At 61.2% G+C, this 16,866-nt stretch carries 15 protein-coding genes; 6 read left to right on the forward strand and 9 right to left on the reverse strand.

Going from position 1 to position 16,866, the window contains the following annotated elements:
• Positions 1-211 precede the first annotated feature (211 nt).
• Entirely contained in the window at positions 212-3,091 is a 2,880-nt protein-coding gene (uvrA, locus tag BUC08_RS02075; RefSeq protein WP_037921058.1) for an excinuclease ABC subunit UvrA, read from the forward strand.
• Between the two features lie 18 nt (positions 3,092-3,109).
• Here uvrA and BUC08_RS02080 read toward each other — a convergent pair whose 3' ends face one another.
• From BUC08_RS02080 to BUC08_RS02105, 6 genes are all read right to left on the reverse strand, one after another.
• Positions 3,110-4,147, reverse strand: a complete 1,038-nt coding sequence (locus BUC08_RS02080) for a transketolase (RefSeq protein WP_143186655.1) — start codon at positions 4,145-4,147, stop codon at positions 3,110-3,112.
• Positions 4,144-5,274 (reverse strand): AI-2E family transporter, encoded by a 1,131-nt coding sequence (locus BUC08_RS02085; RefSeq protein WP_051693849.1) that lies wholly within the window; start codon positions 5,272-5,274, stop codon positions 4,144-4,146. The genes BUC08_RS02080 and BUC08_RS02085 overlap by 4 nt, the downstream gene beginning before the upstream one ends.
• 71 nt (positions 5,275-5,345) lie before the next feature.
• Positions 5,346-6,218 (reverse strand): 3-hydroxyisobutyrate dehydrogenase, encoded by an 873-nt coding sequence (gene mmsB / locus BUC08_RS02090; RefSeq protein ID WP_037921056.1) that lies wholly within the window; start codon positions 6,216-6,218, stop codon positions 5,346-5,348.
• Positions 6,215-7,261 carry an enoyl-CoA hydratase/isomerase family protein gene (locus BUC08_RS02095; protein WP_037921054.1) on the reverse strand — a complete coding sequence of 349 codons (1,047 nt, stop codon included), beginning with the start codon at positions 7,259-7,261 and terminating at the stop codon, positions 6,215-6,217. The genes mmsB and BUC08_RS02095 overlap by 4 nt, the downstream gene beginning before the upstream one ends.
• Complete coding sequence (locus tag BUC08_RS02100; protein ID WP_037921052.1) at positions 7,258-8,400, reverse strand: acyl-CoA dehydrogenase family protein; 1,143 nt, start codon at positions 8,398-8,400, stop codon at positions 7,258-7,260. The genes BUC08_RS02095 and BUC08_RS02100 overlap by 4 nt, the downstream gene beginning before the upstream one ends.
• Before the next feature lie 156 nt (positions 8,401-8,556).
• Positions 8,557-10,056: a CoA-acylating methylmalonate-semialdehyde dehydrogenase gene (locus tag BUC08_RS02105; protein ID WP_037921050.1), complete on the reverse strand. Its 1,500-nt coding sequence runs from the start codon at positions 10,054-10,056 to the stop codon at positions 8,557-8,559.
• 125 nt (positions 10,057-10,181) lie between these two features.
• On the opposite strand from BUC08_RS02105, the gene BUC08_RS02110 reads away from it, so the two are divergent.
• The 5 genes from BUC08_RS02110 to BUC08_RS02130 all read left to right on the forward strand — a co-directional run bounded on the left by BUC08_RS02110 (position 10,182) and on the right by BUC08_RS02130 (position 14,435).
• Complete coding sequence (locus tag BUC08_RS02110) at positions 10,182-11,081, forward strand: LysR family transcriptional regulator (protein WP_037921047.1); 900 nt, start codon at positions 10,182-10,184, stop codon at positions 11,079-11,081.
• A 63-nt stretch (positions 11,082-11,144) separates the two neighbouring features.
• Positions 11,145-11,579, forward strand: coding sequence for a CBS domain-containing protein (locus BUC08_RS02115; RefSeq protein ID WP_037921042.1), 435 nt, complete (start codon positions 11,145-11,147; stop codon positions 11,577-11,579).
• 108 nt (positions 11,580-11,687) lie between these two features.
• Positions 11,688-12,182 carry a pantetheine-phosphate adenylyltransferase gene (gene coaD, locus BUC08_RS02120; protein ID WP_037921039.1) on the forward strand — a complete coding sequence of 165 codons (495 nt, stop codon included), beginning with the start codon at positions 11,688-11,690 and terminating at the stop codon, positions 12,180-12,182.
• 37 nt (positions 12,183-12,219) lie between these two features.
• Complete coding sequence (locus BUC08_RS02125; protein WP_224769736.1) at positions 12,220-13,599, forward strand: L,D-transpeptidase family protein; 1,380 nt, start codon at positions 12,220-12,222, stop codon at positions 13,597-13,599.
• Complete coding sequence (locus BUC08_RS02130; RefSeq protein WP_037921034.1) at positions 13,596-14,435, forward strand: extensin-like domain-containing protein; 840 nt, start codon at positions 13,596-13,598, stop codon at positions 14,433-14,435. Before BUC08_RS02125 ends, BUC08_RS02130 begins: the two co-directional genes overlap by 4 nt.
• Here BUC08_RS02130 and gap (BUC08_RS02135) read toward each other — a convergent pair whose 3' ends face one another.
• The 3 genes from gap (BUC08_RS02135) to gap (BUC08_RS02140) form a co-directional block, all read right to left on the reverse strand.
• Positions 14,436-15,434, reverse strand: a complete 999-nt coding sequence (gene gap, locus BUC08_RS02135; RefSeq protein WP_037921031.1) for a type I glyceraldehyde-3-phosphate dehydrogenase — start codon at positions 15,432-15,434, stop codon at positions 14,436-14,438. It abuts the gene before it with no gap.
• Positions 15,435-15,545: 111 nt separating this feature from the next.
• Entirely contained in the window at positions 15,546-15,689 is a 144-nt protein-coding gene (locus BUC08_RS24740; RefSeq protein ID WP_037921028.1) for a hypothetical protein, read from the reverse strand.
• A gap of 74 nt (positions 15,690-15,763) precedes the next feature.
• Positions 15,764-16,765: a type I glyceraldehyde-3-phosphate dehydrogenase gene (gene gap, locus BUC08_RS02140; protein WP_037921025.1), complete on the reverse strand. Its 1,002-nt coding sequence runs from the start codon at positions 16,763-16,765 to the stop codon at positions 15,764-15,766.
• Positions 16,766-16,866: the final 101 nt, after the last annotated feature.

Below are 16,866 nucleotides of genomic sequence, written 5' to 3' on the forward strand. Positions count from 1 at the left end.
AACCTCTTTGGAAAAATGTGCCATTTAATGTGCGATTAAGTCAGACCATGACTTTGCGAGTCGGTCTATCCCAAAGTCCGCAACACCCCGCAACAGGCGGTTGCTGACACATATTGTCAGTAGTTCGCCGATGTTCTCCATTGGTTCTGTTTTAGCCATTGGAGAATCCGCCACTCAGGACTATGTACAAATCGTTAACCGTGGGGCGGATATGGCAGAGCTTAAGAACATCGAAGTGCGCGGCGCGCGCGAGCACAACCTGAAATCCATCGACGTGGACATTCCGCGCGATCAGCTGGTGGTGATCACCGGGCTTTCGGGGTCTGGCAAGTCCTCGCTCGCATTCGACACGATCTATGCCGAAGGGCAGCGCCGGTACGTGGAATCGCTGTCGGCCTATGCGCGCCAGTTCCTTGACATGATGCAAAAACCGGACGTGGACCACATCAGTGGCCTGTCGCCCGCCATTTCCATCGAACAAAAGACCACGTCGAAAAACCCCCGTTCGACCGTCGGCACCGTGACCGAAATCTACGACTACATGCGGCTGTTGTTCGCCCGCGTCGGCACGCCCTACAGCCCCGCGACCGGCAAGCCCATCGAGGCGCAACAGGTGCAGGACATGGTGGACCGCACCATGGCAATGGAAGAGGGCACGCGCGCCTATCTTCTGGCGCCGATCATCCGCGACCGCAAAGGCGAATACCGCAAGGAATTCGTCGAACTGCGCAAGCAGGGGTTCCAGCGGGTCAAGGTGGACGGAGAATTCTACGATCTGGACGAACCGCCCACGCTGGACAAGAAATTCCGCCATGACATCGATGTCGTGGTTGACCGGATCGTGGTCCGCGAGGGGCTGGAAACGCGGCTGGCCGACAGTTTGCGCACGGCCCTTGATCTGGCCGACGGCATTGCCATTCTGGAAACAGCCCCGACCGAGGGCGAGCCGGAACGCATGACGTTTTCCGAGAAATTCGCGTGCCCCGTCAGCGGATTTACCATCCCCGAGATCGAGCCGCGTCTGTTTTCGTTCAACGCGCCCTTTGGGGCATGTCCGGACTGTGACGGGCTGGGGGTCGAGCTGTTCTTTGACGAACGTCTGGTGGTGCCGGACCAGAACCTGAAGGTTTACGACGGCGCGCTGGCGCCCTGGCGCAAGGGCAAGTCGCCCTATTTTCTGCAAACCATCGAAGCCATTGCAAAGCATTACAAATTCAACGCGCAGACCAAGTGGAAAGATCTGGATGATAGCGTCAAACAGGTGTTCCTGTTCGGCTCGGGCAAGGAAGAAATCCCATTTCGCTATGACGAGGGCGGGCGCGTCTATTCGGTGACCCGCACGTTCGAGGGCGTCATTCCCAACATGGAACGCCGCTATCGCGAGACGGACAGCAACTGGGTCCGTGAAGAGTTTGAACGCTATCAGAACAACCGTCCCTGTGGCACCTGCCACGGCTACCGGCTGCGCGCCGAGGCGTTGGCGGTCAAGATCGGCCCCGCGGACAAGCCCGATGAGTTGCTGCACGCGGGCCAAGTGGTGGAAATGTCGATCCGCGAGGCGTTTGCCTGGTGCGAAACCGTGCCCGCGAACCTGTCCGCCCAGAAAAACGAGATCGCCCGCGCCATTCTCAAGGAAATCCGCGAGCGGCTGGGGTTCCTGAACAATGTCGGTCTGGAATACCTGACGCTGAGCCGCAACAGCGGAACGTTGTCGGGCGGCGAAAGCCAGCGGATCCGGTTGGCCAGCCAGATCGGCAGCGGTCTGACCGGCGTCCTTTACGTGCTGGACGAACCCTCCATCGGCCTGCACCAGCGCGACAACGACCGGCTGCTGGGCACGTTGAAGAACCTGCGCGATCAGGGCAACACGGTGATCGTGGTCGAACACGACGAGGAAGCCATCCGCGAGGCGGATTACGTTTTCGACATCGGCCCGGGGGCAGGGGTGCATGGTGGCCGGGTCGTCGCCCACGGCACACCCGACCAGATCGCGGCCAACCCCGACAGCATCACCGGCCAGTATCTGACCGGCGCACGCGAGATTGCCGTGCCCGCGACCCGTCGCAAGGGCAAGAAGAAATCGGTGAAAGTGGTCAAGGCGTCGGGCAACAACCTGCAGGATGTCACCGTTGATTTCCCCTTGGGGCAGTTTGTCTGCGTCACCGGCGTGTCCGGCGGGGGCAAATCCACGCTGACCATCGAGACGCTGTTTAAAACCGCGTCGATGCGGCTGAACGGCGCGCGCCAGACGCCTGCGCCCTGCGAGACGATCAAGGGGCTGGAGCATCTGGACAAGGTCATCGACATCGACCAGCGCCCGATCGGGCGCACGCCGCGGTCGAACCCTGCAACCTACACCGGCGCGTTCACGCCCATCCGCGACTGGTTCGCAGGCCTGCCCGAGTCCAAGGCGCGCGGCTACAAGCCCGGTCGCTTCAGCTTTAACGTCAAGGGCGGGCGCTGCGAGGCCTGTCAGGGCGACGGCGTCATCAAGATCGAAATGCATTTTTTGCCCGACGTCTATGTCGAATGCGAGACCTGCAAAGGCAAGCGGTACAACCGCGAAACCCTTGAGGTGACGTTCAAGGGCAAGTCGATTGCCGACGTTCTGGACATGACCGTGGAGGACGCTCAGACGTTTTTCCAGGCGGTGCCGTCGATCCGCGAGAAGATGGACGCGCTGATGCGCGTGGGGCTGGGCTATATCAAGGTGGGCCAGCAGGCGACGACGCTGTCCGGTGGCGAGGCGCAGCGGGTCAAACTGTCGAAGGAACTGTCGCGGCGCTCGACGGGGCGCACGCTGTATATCCTGGACGAGCCGACCACCGGCCTGCATTTCGAGGATGTGCGCAAGCTCTTGGAAGTGCTGCACGAACTGGTGGATCAGGGGAATTCGGTCGTGGTGATCGAACACAACCTGGATGTGATAAAAACCGCCGACCATCTGATCGACATCGGACCCGAAGGCGGTGACGGCGGCGGGCAGGTGGTGGCCACGGGCACCCCCGAAGAGGTTGCCGAAGTCGCGGCCAGCCACACGGGCCGCTACCTGAAGCCGATGCTACAGGGTCGCAAGGTCGCCGCCGAATAGGGCGGCGACCTGCCTCATTCACAGGATCGCGCGGGCGATGCGGATCAGTTGCAGCGTTTCGAACGCATCATCATCCAGCAGCAGTACGTCGCCGTTCACGGCTGAATAGTTGTATCCCGGCTGGGGGGCAGGCAGGCGGTACATGCGCTGCATCTCGGCTTGGGTCAACGCCGCAGTGGGGGCCAGACGCAGCCCGTCCGGAAGATCAACAACGCGCGCCAAGCCGTTGACTTTCAACAACGTATCATACTCATCGAGGTCCAGGAGAACCGGCATTCCGTCGATCAGCGCATAGCGTTGGCCAACAGGCGCAGGTGCCAGGTTGTAAAGGTTCGCAATCTGGTTCGAGTTCAGAAGAAGCTCGTCATAGGGGCGCACGTCGCGGTCGCGATAGACGTCCACACGGTCGCGCAGCAGGCCGTCATAATAACGGTCGTCGTGGTCGATCCATTCGTCGTAGGTCACACCCTTCTTGGCAAGTCCGGGCGGCACGCAGGGCGGGTTCTTTTTGGCCAGGCCCGGCGGGCAGTTGCGATAGCGCAGCAGCTCGTCGTCGGGAATATCCGCATAGACGCGATCCAGCCCCAACAATGCCAGCGGCAAGGCTGCGATAATGCCGCGCAGGTCGCGGTCCTTGGGTGCCTGTACGTCCAGAACCTCGCGCGCGATCCGGTCCAGATCGGAACGGTCGCGGGACTTGCGGGCAAAGTCGAACCCGTTGCCTTTGCCCTTGTCGGCGCGATCATTGCCATTGTTGGACTTGTCTTTTTCCGGCCCTTTGTCGGCCTTGTCGAATTTTGGGCCCTTGTCGTCTTTGGGGCCTTTGTCCGCTTTCGGGCCCTTGTCAGCTTTGGGGCCTTTGCCGGGTTTGTCGTCTTTGTGACCTTTCCCGGCACCCTTGTCGGGTTTACCGGGTTTTTCCTTGTCGTTCTTGACCAGCAGAACCGGGCCATCCGCGATCTGGACATTCGGGATGGCCGTTGCGGCCTGTGCCGGCGCGGCAAAGCCCGTGCTTGCCACAGCTATGGAGGTGGCGAGTGTGAGGAGGTGTTTCATTTTGATTTTGCTCCATTTTTCAAAACATTTATGTCGCTTCGAGTTTGTCCTGCGTCATCAACATCCTGCGCGTCTCCCAGAAAGCGGCCCAGATGACGCACGGGCGCGATTTCGTCCAGGATGATCTTGGCCACGATCAACAGCGGCACGGCGACGATCATGCCGATCACTGACCAGATGTAGGCAAAAAAGGCGACGACCAGGAACAGCACTGGCGCGTTCAGATGCATCCGCCGCGAGATCAGCAACGGTGTCACGATCTGGCCTTCGATGCTGGTACACGCCATGTAAACCGCAAAAACCAGTGCAGGCGACCATAGGGTGCCGAACTGAGATGACGCCACCAATGCCGCGACACAAGCCCCAGCCAATCCGCCAAAGTAGGGGATAAAGTTCAGCGCAAAGGCCATGACCCCGATGGCCATGTATTGATTGACCCCAAGGGCAAACATCGCGGCGCCAATGGTCAGTCCCAGCCCGGCGTTGATCAGCGTGATGCCGCCCAGATAGCGGCCCAGCCTGCGTTCGATGGTCGCCACAACCTCAAGCGCGCGCGCCTTGTCTTCGGTGCGGGCGATGTTCTCGATGGCGCGTTGCAGGAAAAAATCGCCGGAACTGAGCAGGAAGAACAGCAAAAGCACCGCGAACAGCAGCTGGCTGACCAGTTGCGGCGCCAAGGTCAGGATGTGGCGTGTCGAGATGTCCTTTTCGACGACCGACACTTCTACGGGCTGCTCCTCGGTGCTGTCCTCGGTTTCCTCGATCATGTTGTCGACGGCTTCGGCGGCTTCTGCCACGGCCTTGATGGTGTCGTTCGATGCAGAGTTGACCCGACCTTGAAGTTGTTCAAGCAGTTCGGGAACATCGCGGATCATCATGCTGACCGGAGATGAAAAGTAGTACAGTGACAGCGACAGCAGGGCGATGATCATGCCGGTAAAGCCAAATGCCACCAGCCCGCTTGGCAGGCCCAGCCGTTCCAGCCCGCGACGGGGGCGGCTGAGGACGAAATAGCCCAGGATGGCGGCAGTTACCGGAATCAGGAACGACGCGGCTGCGACCAGTCCGTAGATCAGCATGATGATGAAAATGCCAATCACCGGCAGCGCCGTTGTTTTCTGGCTCATGATAGCGTTGCCCCCCAGGACGCATGGTTCGAGGGACAACGCGGTTTAGGCGTAAAGGGTTCCCTGAGGGGTTAGCCGCGGCCCCGTTCGGCAAAGCGCGGGAGCATCGCGCTGAAGTCGCGGCCCTTGCCGCCTTCGTTCTCGACAAAGGTTTTATAGAGAGACAGGGCCAGCTTTCCCATCGGTGTATCGGCATCGGCGGCTTCGGCGGCCTGTTGGCTCAGGCCGAGGTCCTTCAGCATCAGCTCGGCAGCAAACCCTGGTTTATAGTCGTTGTCGGCAGGCGATTGCGGCCCTACGCCGGGGGCAGGGCAATAGGCGTTCATGCTCCACGAATAGCCCGACGAGGTGCTGACCACGTCGAACATCTTTTGCCGTTCCAGCCCCAGCTTGTCGGCCAGCGCAAAGGCTTCGCAGGTGGCGATCATCGTGGCGCCCAGGATCATGTTGTTGCAGATCTTGGCGGCTTGTCCGGCACCGGCCTCGCCGCAATGCACAGCCTTTTGGCCCATGATCTCGAACAGCGGTTCCGCCTTGGCAAAGGCATCGGCGCTGCCGCCCGCCATAAAGGTCAGCGTGCCGCCCGCAGCGCCGCCGATGCCACCCGAGACGGGGGCGTCTACCGCCAGCAGGCCCGCTTTTTCAGCGTCCTGCGCCACGGCGCGGGCACTGTCCACGTCCACCGTGGAACAGTCGACAAAGCACGCACCCTTGGCCATCAGCGGGATGATCTGTGCGGCGACATCGCGCAGGATTGCACCGTTGGGCAACATGGTGATGACCACGTCCATCCCTGTGGCGGCCTCGTCTATTTTGGTCGCAACGGCTGCGCCTTCGGCGGTGGTGCCTGCCACGTCAAAACCTGTGACTTCGTGGCCCGCTTTGGCCAGATTGGCCGCCATCGGGGCACCCATGTTGCCAAGGCCGATAAATCCGATCTTCATGTCTTTGTTCCTCCCAGTTTCAAGGCCATGTCACCCAGCGGGCGCAGCATCTTGCTGACAGCACTTGGCGGCACGTCGGTGTCTGCATATTGCCATTTCGGGCTGCGGTCCTTGTCGATGATCGCGGCGCGGATGCCTTCGAGGAAATCGCCATGCTCCATCGCGCGGGCGGTGAACCGATACTCCAGATCCAGCGCCTTTTCGATGGTCAGGGACGGACCACGCAGGCGGTGCAGGGCCTCGATGGTGCAGGCCATGGACAAGGGGCTGTTGCGCCCCAGCGATTTCAGTGCCGCGCGGGCAAAGTCGCTGTCTTCGGCGCTGAGCGAACGCAATATGTCGCCCAGTCCCTCGCCGCCGAAATGCCGGTTGATGTCGTCCATCTGCGCTTGCAGCGGGCCGGTGTCGGGCGTTTCTGCCGCTGTGTCCAAAAGCTCGGTGTAGCCGGTGGTCTCAAGCTGGTCGATCAGGTTCGGCCACTTTGATTGTGGGATGTAACTATCCGCAAATCCTGCGAAAATCGCATCGGATGGCCCCATGCGCGATGCCGTGGTGCCCAGATATTCACCCAGCCGCCCCGGTGCCAGCGCCAGCATCAGCGTGCCGCCCACGTCAGGGATCAGGCCGATGCCGACCTCGGGCATGGCGATCTGGCTGCTTTCGCCCACGATCCGGTGCGAACCGTGACAACCGATGCCCACACCGCCGCCCATCACGAACCCTTGCAGGAAGCTGACGACCGGTTTGGGATAGGTGAAAATCTTGGCGTTCAGGCGGTATTCGTCGGCCCAGAACTTTTGCCCATAGGCGAAATCACCCTTGCGCCCCGATGCATAGAGGTCGGCAATATCGCCGCCCGAGCAGAACGCGCGGTCGCCTTCGGCGTCGATCACGACCAGCTGCACCGCGTCGTCGTCGCGCCAGCGATCCAGAGCGTCCTCGATGGCCAGACACATGTCATAGGTCATCGCGTTCAGCGCCTTGGGGCGGGTTAGGGTGATGCGGCCGGCGACACCCGTGATGCGGATGGAAATATCGCTCATCGGTTTTTCAGCATGTCACGCGCCACGATCACGCGCATGATCTCGTTGGTGCCTTCCAGGATCTGGTGCACCCGCAGGTCACGCACCAGTTTTTCGATGCCGTAATCGGCCAGATAGCCATAGCCGCCGTGCAATTGCAGACATTGGTCGACCACTTTTGATCCGGTTTCGGTCACGAACTTCTTGGCCATAGCGCAGAACTTGGTGGCGTCGGGCGCGCCCTGGTCCAGTTTCCACGCGGCTTGCCGCAGGAACACGCGTGCGGCTTGCAACTCGATTTCCATGTCGGCCAGACGCCATTGCAGCCCCTGAAACTGGTCGATGCTTTGACCGAAGGCCTTGCGTTCGCCCATGTAGGTCAGCGTGGCGTTCAGGGCGGTCTGCGCGGCGCCCAGCGAACAGGCGGCAATGTTCAGACGGCCACCATCCAGCCCCATCATCGCATATTTGAAACCTTTGCCTTCTTCACCGATCAGATTGTCGGCAGAGATTTTGCAATCGTCGAACTGCACCTGTGCCGTGGGTTGCGACCGCCAGCCCATTTTGTCCTCAAGCGCGCCAAACGACAGCCCGTCTGTGCCGTCCTTGACATAAACGGTGCTGACGCCGCCGGCACCTGCGTCCCCGGTGCGCACCATGCACACGTAAGCGTCGGAATAGCCGCCGCCCGAGATGAACGCTTTGGTCCCGTTAAGGGTGTAGCCTTCGTTCGTGCGATCCGCGCGGGTTTTCAGCGCCACCGCGTCTGATCCCGACCCCGGTTCGGTCAGGCAATAGCTGAGCACGGTGTTCATCGTCAGCACATCGGGCAGCACACGGGCCTTGAAATCATCGCTGGCAAAGCTGTCGATCATGCGCGCGCACATGTTGTGGATGGACAGGAAGGCCGCAACAGACGGGCAGGCCATGCTCAATGCCTCGAACACCAACGTGGCGTCCAGACGGCCCAGACCGGCACCGCCCGATTCTTCCGAGACATAAAGACCGCCAAAGCCCAGCTCGCCCACTTGAGGCCACAGCTCTTTGGGGATCGTGCCCTGGGCCTCCCAATCGCGGGCATGGGGCGCGATGTTGTCCTGCCCAAAGGCATAGGCCATGTCGAAAATTGCTGATTGTTCGTCTGTCAGTGCGAAGTCCATCGCATCCTCCCTGATCGCCGAAATGAACGCTTGTTTAATAATCGGGTCCCGAGCGCGGGCTTGCAAGCCCTTTGTCAGGCGCACCGATCCGGGGCCGCGTTACGCCCCGATCAGGAAATCCGCCCCGATGCGCGATGCACCGGGGCGGAGGCAGTGTTATTCCATCACCGGGATTGAGAATTCGCCGCCTTCTTTGATGCCCGAGGGCCAGCGCGCGGTCACGGTTTTGGTGCGCGTGTAGAATTTGAACGCATCCGGGCCGTGCTGGTTCAGGTCACCGAACACGGATTTCTTCCAGCCGCCAAAGGTATGATAGGCCAGCGGCACAGGGATCGGCACGTTGATGCCGACCATGCCGATGTTGATCCGGTTGGCGAAATCACGGGCCGCGTCGCCGTCACGGGTAAAGATCGCGGTGCCGTTGCCGTATTCGTGGTCCATCGCCAGACCCAGCGCCTCTTCATAGTCTTGCGCGCGCACGCATGTCAGCACGGGGCCAAAGATTTCCTGCGTGTAGATGTCCATGTCTTTGGTGGCGTGGTCGAACAGGTGCGGGCCGACGAAATAGCCGTCCTCATAGCCTTGCAGCTTGAAGCCACGACCATCAACAACCAGTTTCGCGCCTTGGTCGATGCCGGTTTGCACCAGACGTTCGATGTTGGCCTTGGCCGCAGCGGTCACAACGGGGCCGTAATCCACGTCGTTACCTGCTGTGTAGGGGCCGACTTTCAACGCTTCGACGCGGGGGATCAGTTTTTCCATCAGGCGGTCGGCGGTTTCGTCACCGACGGGCACGGCGACCGAGATCGCCATGCAGCGTTCGCCTGCCGCACCGTAACCGGCACCGATCAGCGCGTCGGCGGCCTGATCCATGTCCGCATCGGGCATGATGATCATGTGGTTTTTCGCGCCGCCAAAGCACTGCACGCGTTTGCCGTTGGCGCAGCCGGTGGCATAGATGTATTCCGCAATCGGGGTCGAGCCGACAAAGCCGACCGACTGAATCACGTCGTGGTGCAGGATCGCGTCAACCGCTTCCTTGTCGCCGTTCACGACCTGAAGGATGCCCTTGGGCAGGCCCGCTTCTTCCATCAACTCGGCCAGCATCAAAGGCACGGAGGGGTCACGCTCGGAGGGTTTGAGGATAAAGGCGTTGCCGCAGGCGATGGCCGGGGCGAACATCCACATCGGGATCATCGCAGGGAAGTTGAAGGGGGTGATCCCCGCAGTAACACCCAGCGCCTGACGCATGGAATACATGTCGATGCCGGGGCCCGCGCTGTCGGTGTATTCACCTTTCAGCAGTTGCGGCGCGCCGATGCAGTATTCGACGACTTCCAGACCGCGCTGCACGTCACCGGCGGCATCGGGCAGGGTCTTGCCGTGCTCGCGGCTCAGCGCCTCGGCCAGTTTGTCCATGTCGCGGTTCAGCAGGTCGACGAATTTCATCAGCACACGGGCGCGGCGCTGCGGGTTGGTGGCGGCCCATTTCGGCTGGGCGGCGGCGGCGTATTCCACGGCCTTGTTCAGCTCTTCGGCGTTGGCCAGCGGCACGCGGCCCTGCACTTCGCCGGTCGCAGGGTTCATGACGTCGGCAAAGCGGCCCGAGGTGCCTTTGACGTGTTCGCCGTTCAGATAATGGGTCATCTCTTGCATGGGAAATCCTTCCAATGGTGTTCCGTTGCGCGCACTCTAGGCTTGCAAAAACACATGTAAAAGACGCATCTTTCCAAAATAGTATTGCATTTTTGCAAAATGAATTCTGGCAGAGGCACGGTATCATGGAAACCCACTGGGACGATCTGCGGCTGTTTCTTGCTGTTGCGCGCGAGGCCAGCCTGACAGCGGCGGGCAAGACGTTGCGGTTGGACCCGGCCACGTTGGGCCGCCGTATGGGACGGCTCGAAACATCGTTGGGTGCGACATTGTTCGTGAAATCCCCGCAAGGCTATGCCCTGACCGAGGCAGGGGTTGTCCTGTTGGACAAGGCCGAGGCGGCCGAGGCCGCAATGCGCGCGGCAACCTCGACGCTGTCCGGGGCGCAATCCGATCGATTGACGGGGCAAGTGCGCATTGGGGCGCCGGACGGCTGCGCCAACTACCTGATGCCGCAGGTCTGCGCGGATCTGGCCGACCGCCACCCCGATCTGGACATTCAGGTCGTGGCATTGCCGCGCGTGTTCAACCTGTCACGGCGCGAGGCCGATCTGGCCATCGGCGTCAGCGCACCCACGGCGGGCCGTCTGACAGTGCAGAAAATCACCGATTACCGCCTGCATCTGGCCGCCGCTGACAGCTATCTGGCGCAACACCCGCAGATCAGCACCACCGCCGACCTGCAAGGGCACCGGATCGTGGGTTACATCCCTGACATGATCTTTGACCGCGAACTGGATTATCTGGCGGACATCGGCCTGCCGCGCACGGCGCTGGCGTCGAATTCGGTCTCGGTCCAGTTGAACCTCTTGCGGGCCGGGGGCGGCGTCGGGATCGTGCACGATTTTGCGCTGCCCGCCGCGCCCGGATTGCGCCGTATCCTGACCGACCGGATCAGCCTGACCCGTGCTTTTTACCTGATCCGTCATGCGGATGACCGCAACAACGCACGGTTGACGCGCTTTGCAGATGACCTGGTGGCAGGGCTTCGTGTGGAACTGGCGCGGCTTGAGGCGCACGCTTGACACAAACCGGGTTTGCGGGGACGATCAAACTATCGTCTGTTCAACCATCACACGAGGTTTGCCATGCTTGTCCAACAAATCCTGCAATCGAAATCCAGTGACGAGGTGATTACTGTCAAACCCGGCACAAGCGTTTCTGATGCCGCGAAAATTCTGGCCAAGCACAAGTTCGGCAGCGTGGTCGTGTCGCGCGACGGGACGACTGCGGACGGTATCCTGTCGGAACGCGACATCGTGCGCGAACTGGCGATGCGCGGCGCAACCTGTCTGCAAGACCCGGTCGAGGCCTACATGACCACGAAACTGGTGACCTGCACCCGTCAGGACAGCGTCGAAAGCGTGTTGCAACACATGTCAGACGGCCGGTTCCGTCACATGCCTGTGGTCGAGGAGGGCAAGCTGGTTGGCCTGATCACCCAAGGGGACGTGGTCAAGGCGCGCCTGTCCAAGGTGTCGATGGAGAAAGAGGCCCTGCAAGGGATGATCATGGGCCACTGAACCGCCGACGGTTATAATTTAACGCCGCTGCGTCTTGGTACTTGCATTCTTGTGCCCCTAGTGGTTGCTTGCCGCGAAATAATATTACCCTGACCACGGAGCACGCCCATGCGCGTTGGCCTTTACCCCGGCACTTTCGACCCCATCACCCTGGGACATATCGACATTATCCGCCGCGCCACGTCTTTGGTGGACCGGCTGGTGATCGGCGTTGCGATCAACCGGGACAAGGGACCGCTGTTCCGTCTGGAAGAGCGTGTCGCGATGATCGAGGCGGAATGCGCCAAGCTGATCGAGCAGACCCAGACCGAGATCGTCGTACATCCCTTCGAGAATCTGTTGATTGATTGCGCAGCGGATGTCGGGGCGCAGATGATCATCCGGGGCCTGCGGGCGGTGGCCGATTTCGAATATGAATATCAGATGGTTGGTATGAACCGCCAGTTGAACGACGAGATCGAGACAGTGTTCCTGATGGCCGAAGCCACGCATCAGGCGATTGCGTCGAAACTGGTCAAGGAAATCGCGCGGCTGGACGGCGATGTCAGCAAATTTGTCACGCCTCAGGTCAATGAGGCGCTGATCACGAAACTTTCAGGCTAAGACGGGAACTGGCCAGCCAACGGGTACGTTGGTTGGCATGTCATACACATCGCACATCGCCCGCATCACCCTGTTGACGCTGATCGCGTCCCCACTGGTCGCGCAGACCCCGACAACGACACAGCTTGATCCTGCGCCAATCGTTCCCCCGGTCACGCAACAACCGATTGCGCCTCAACAGGCGCCTGCCGCCCCGCAATCCGATGCGCCTGCGGCGGGTGACCCGATCATTCCCATGGCAGAATCCGCACTGGACGATGTTCAGGTGGAACCTGGCGTACAGGGGAATCCTTCAGACACGCGCATCCCCAGCGTTTCGGAACTGTCCAAAGCTTTGCAGGACAAGGAGAACGGAGAAACGCAGGGTGACGTTGGCCTGGGCACAGATAATGTCATCACGATCAACCCCGATACGGTCGAGCCGAATCCCGGACCACCACAGGACACAGGTCAGGCGACGGGGCAGGGCGTCGGGGGCATCACGCCCGCCGCACAGCCCCCGATCCCGTCACAGCCCGTTACACCCGCCACCGTCAACGCGGCCAGCTATTCGGGGGTTGGTGGCCTGCCCGAAGGGCGCAGCCCCGTCACCGTAAAGCTTCAAGTGCTTCTGGACCGCGCCGGCGTATCGGTATCGATCATTGACGGCGTCAAGGGCGGCATGACGGAAAGCGCGTTGAAAGCCTATGAGGCGCGGATGGGTCTGCCGGTGGACGGTCTGCTGGATGCAGAGGTTTGGGACATGCTGGGCGGCAACGACATTGACGTCTACATGAAACAGTACACGATCACCGAAGCCGACACCCAAGGTCTGTCAGCGCCCTTGCCGCGTGACTACGGCGAATTGGCAAAGCTGGACCGCATGGGCTATACCAGCGTCAGTGAAAAGCTGGCCGAACGCTTTCACATGAGCGAGAGTTTCCTGAAGCTCGTGAACCCCGGTGCCGGTTTCTATGCCGGTGAAACCATTGTTGTGGTGGAACCGGGTGCCAATGCTGTGGGGAAAGTGGTCAAGATCATCATCGACAAATCCGACCGCCGCCTGCGTGCCTGGGATGCGACGGGGACCGAGATTGCCAACTATCCCGTGGCCATTGGATCCGCGGGTACACCTTCGCCCTCGGGCCACATGACGGTCGAAGCCGTGGCGCTTGAGCCAACCTATCACTACAACCCCAGTGTGAATTTCAAACAGGGTGACAATGACAAGCCGCTGACCCTGCCGCCCGGACCGAACGGCCCTGTCGGGCTGGTGTGGATCGACCTGTCGAAACCCACCTACGGCATCCACGGCACACCGGAACCTGCCAGCCTGTTCACGGCCCACTCGCATGGCTGTGTGCGCATGGCGAACTGGGACGCGCAGGAGTTGGCGTCGTTGGTCAGCGAAGGTGTCATTGTCGATTTCCGCGAATGAAACGCGCGGTGGCCGTCCTGCTGCTGATGATACCATCAGTGGTCTGGGGGCAGGGCGCGCCTGATACGTCGCGTCTGCCTCCGGTGAAACCGGACGCGTTGACTGATGTTGACGGCGACGTGGACGCACCGGAGATATCCAAGGTGCCACCGAAAACGGCAACACCGCCCCGGCCCGAGGAGGCTCAGGACAGTGAAGCAGACACCGAAGAGGCGGCCGAGGACCCTGCAACACCTCCGGAGCCGCTTGCGCCGCCGGTCTGGCAAACCCTGCAAGAGACAGACGACGCCTTTGTTGCCTGCCTTGGGGCGCTGAATGAACTGGGTGCTATGTACAAGGTTGCCGATCCGCAGACCGAGGAAGACCGCGATTGCGGCATCGCCAATCCGGTGCGCCTGTCGGAGCCTGTGCCGGGTGTCCAGATCGACAGCCCCGCGCTGATGCGCTGTGAGACAGCGGTGGCGCTTGGCACGTGGTTGCGTGACTTCGTGAAGCCTGCCGCCGCGACGCTGAAACGCGGGCCGGTGGTTACCTTGGCCAAGGGCAGCGGCTATCAGTGCCGCCGCCGCAACAATTTGCCCGACGGCAAGCTGTCCGAGCATGCCTATGGCAATGCCATCGACATCATGGCCTTTGGTTTCAAGGACGGATCACAGATCAAGGTCACTCCGCGCGAGCGTGAAGGCTCGCGCGAGGAAAGCTTTCAGGACGCGGTGCGTGCCACGGCTTGCTTGTATTTCTCGACCGTTCTGGGGCCGGGATCGGACGAGGCGCACAACGACCATCTGCATCTGGACGTGATCGCCCGAGACGGCGGCTTTCGCCTTTGCCAGTGATTACTTCGCGTTGGCCATCGCCAGCGCCGTGTCCAGCATCCGGTTGGAAAAGCCCCATTCGTTGTCGTACCATGACAGGATGCGGACCAGCGTGCCGTTCTGAACATGTGTCTGGTCCAGCGCCACGGTGGAACTGGCCGGGGTATGGTTGAAATCCACCGACACCAGCGGGCGGGCTTCGACCTCCAGCACACCACCCGAGGCGCGGGCGGCTTTGGACAGGGCGGCGTTCACCCCTGCGATGTCGGTCTCTTTCGCCACTTCGACGGTCAGGTCCACACAGGACACGTTGGGCGTGGGCACCCGCAACGAGGTGCCAAAGATCAGCCCGTCCAGTTCCGGCATCACCAGACCAATGGCCTTGGCCGCACCGGTCGAGGTGGGCACCATCGACAGCGCCGCAGCCCGGCCCCGCGCCAGATCGCTGGCGGCACGGTCATGGGTGGGCTGGCCGCCGGTGTAGGCGTGGATCGTGGTCATGGTGCCGCGCAGAATGCCGAATTCTTCGTGCAGCGCCTTGCACAGCGGGGCCAGACAGTTGGTGGTGCACGATGCATTCGACACGATTTTATCGTCTGCGGTCAGGATGTCGTGGTTCACACCATAGACAATGGTTTTCATCTCGCCCTTGCCGGGGGCCGAGATCAGCACCTTGCCGCTGCCGTTTTTCAGGTGCGCGCCTGCGGTTTCGTCGGTCTTGAAGAAACCGGTGCATTCCAGCGCGATGTTCACGTCACCCCAATCCAGCTTGGCCGGATCGCGTTCGGCGCTCATGCGGATGGGGCCTGCGCCCACGTCCAGCGTGTCACCGGTCAACGTGACGGTGCCGTTATAGCGGCCATGGACGCTGTCGAATTCAAACAGATGCGCGTTGGTGGCAGGATCGGCCAGATCGTTGATGGCGACCACTTGCAGGTCGTCGCCGCCGCGCTCCATCAACGCGCGCAGCACGTTGCGCCCGATACGTCCGAAGCCGTTGATTGCGATTTTCGTGGTCATGATCCGCCCCCATTTTTCGGTTAGCGCTAACATAGAGGGGGCGATCATATTGTCAACCACACCTGCGGCGCGACGCCGTTGTGATCGATCAAAGTCAAAAAGGGCAGGGCTTCAGCGCCAGAAGGCCATCCATTCGATCAGGTCGAACAGCTCTTTGCCCAGAAACACCAGATTGGCACTGTCGTTGGCGAAGACGTCATAGCTGATCCAGGCGATCAGGATGGCGGCCAGAATCAGCGACAGGGTGTTGGTCATCGGGGCAAAGCTCAAACAAAAAGGGCAGGGCCGTTGTGACAGCCCCGCCCCGATCCCGCAAGTGGCGGTGAATTTTACGACAGGCGGCCCATGGCCACGGCGACATCGGCCATGCGGCACGAGAATGCCCATTCGTTGTCGTACCATGCCAGCACGCGCACCAGGTTGCCGCCTGTGACCTTGGTCTGGTCGGGGGCAAAGATCGACGAATGTTCGGTGTGGTTGAAATCGACCGAGACTTTCTGTTCGTCATCATAGGCCAGCACACGGCTCATCGGGCCTTCGGCGGCGGCTTTCATCGCGGCGTTCACTTCGTCCACGGTCACGTCGCGGCCGGCAACAAAGGTCAGGTCCACAGCCGAGACATTGGGCGTGGGCACGCGCATGGCGGTGCCGTCCAGCTTGCCCGCCAGTTTCGGCAGCACTTCCCCCAGCGCCTTGGCGGCACCGGTCGAGGTGGGGATAATGCTCATTGCGGCGGCGCGGGCGCGGTACAGGTCGCTGTGGCGCTTGTCCAGTGTCGGCTGGTCGCCGGTATAGCTGTGAATGGTGGTCATCAGGCCGCTTTCGATGCCGAACGCATCGTCCAGCGCCTTGGCCAGAGGGGCCAGGCAGTTGGTGGTGCACGACCCGTTGCTGACCATGCGGTCGATCTTGGTCAGTTCCTTGTCGTTGACGCCGTAAACCACGGTGCGGTCCACGTTCTTGCCGGGGGCCGACAAAAGGACCTTGCCCGCGCCACGCTCAAGGTGGGTTTTCGCTTTCAGGCCGTCGTTGAACATGCCGGTGCATTCCAGAACGACATCACAGCCCTCCCAGTCCAGCGCGTCCATGTCATAGGTGGACATCACGTCGATGGGGCCACGGCCCAGGTCCAGCGTGTTTTCACCGATTTCGACCATGCCGGGGAATGCACCGTGAACCGAATCGTACTTGATCAGGTGTGCGGCGCTTTTCAGCGGGCCGGTGGCGTTCAGTTTGACGACCTGAATGTCGTTGCGGCCGCTTGCGGCGATGTGGGACAGGGTGCAGCGGCCGATGCGGCCAAACCCGTTGATGCCAACTCTGATGGTCATGGTCTGCGTCCTTATGTGGGATGTTGAGGGCTGTATAGCGACAGGCCAAAATGGGCGAAACACCTGAAAACAAGCTGTTAGCGATAAACCTGTGACCCATT

The organism is Pseudosulfitobacter pseudonitzschiae (genome assembly GCF_900129395.1).
GTDB lineage: Bacteria > Pseudomonadota > Alphaproteobacteria > Rhodobacterales > Rhodobacteraceae > Pseudosulfitobacter > Pseudosulfitobacter pseudonitzschiae.

What these genes read in the sequence shown, in the direction of transcription:
- uvrA (WP_037921058.1), top strand. Translation starts at nt 212, where the DNA reads ATGGCAGAGCTTAAGAACATCGAAGTGCGCGGCGCGCGCGAGCACAAC.
- BUC08_RS02080 (WP_143186655.1), bottom strand. Translation starts at nt 4,147, where the DNA reads ATGAAACACCTCCTCACACTCGCCACCTCCATAGCTGTGGCAAGCACG.
- BUC08_RS02085 (WP_051693849.1), bottom strand. Translation starts at nt 5,274, where the DNA reads ATGAGCCAGAAAACAACGGCGCTGCCGGTGATTGGCATTTTCATCATC.
- mmsB (WP_037921056.1), bottom strand. Translation starts at nt 6,218, where the DNA reads ATGAAGATCGGATTTATCGGCCTTGGCAACATGGGTGCCCCGATGGCG.
- BUC08_RS02095 (WP_037921054.1), bottom strand. Translation starts at nt 7,261, where the DNA reads ATGAGCGATATTTCCATCCGCATCACGGGTGTCGCCGGCCGCATCACC.
- BUC08_RS02100 (WP_037921052.1), bottom strand. Translation starts at nt 8,400, where the DNA reads ATGGACTTCGCACTGACAGACGAACAATCAGCAATTTTCGACATGGCC.
- BUC08_RS02105 (WP_037921050.1), bottom strand. Translation starts at nt 10,056, where the DNA reads ATGCAAGAGATGACCCATTATCTGAACGGCGAACACGTCAAAGGCACC.
- BUC08_RS02110 (WP_037921047.1), top strand. Translation starts at nt 10,182, where the DNA reads ATGGAAACCCACTGGGACGATCTGCGGCTGTTTCTTGCTGTTGCGCGC.
- BUC08_RS02115 (WP_037921042.1), top strand. Translation starts at nt 11,145, where the DNA reads ATGCTTGTCCAACAAATCCTGCAATCGAAATCCAGTGACGAGGTGATT.
- coaD (WP_037921039.1), top strand. Translation starts at nt 11,688, where the DNA reads ATGCGCGTTGGCCTTTACCCCGGCACTTTCGACCCCATCACCCTGGGA.
- BUC08_RS02125 (WP_224769736.1), top strand. Translation starts at nt 12,220, where the DNA reads ATGTCATACACATCGCACATCGCCCGCATCACCCTGTTGACGCTGATC.
- BUC08_RS02130 (WP_037921034.1), top strand. Translation starts at nt 13,596, where the DNA reads ATGAAACGCGCGGTGGCCGTCCTGCTGCTGATGATACCATCAGTGGTC.
- gap (WP_037921031.1), bottom strand. Translation starts at nt 15,434, where the DNA reads ATGACCACGAAAATCGCAATCAACGGCTTCGGACGTATCGGGCGCAAC.
- BUC08_RS24740 (WP_037921028.1), bottom strand. Translation starts at nt 15,689, where the DNA reads ATGACCAACACCCTGTCGCTGATTCTGGCCGCCATCCTGATCGCCTGG.
- gap (WP_037921025.1), bottom strand. Translation starts at nt 16,765, where the DNA reads ATGACCATCAGAGTTGGCATCAACGGGTTTGGCCGCATCGGCCGCTGC.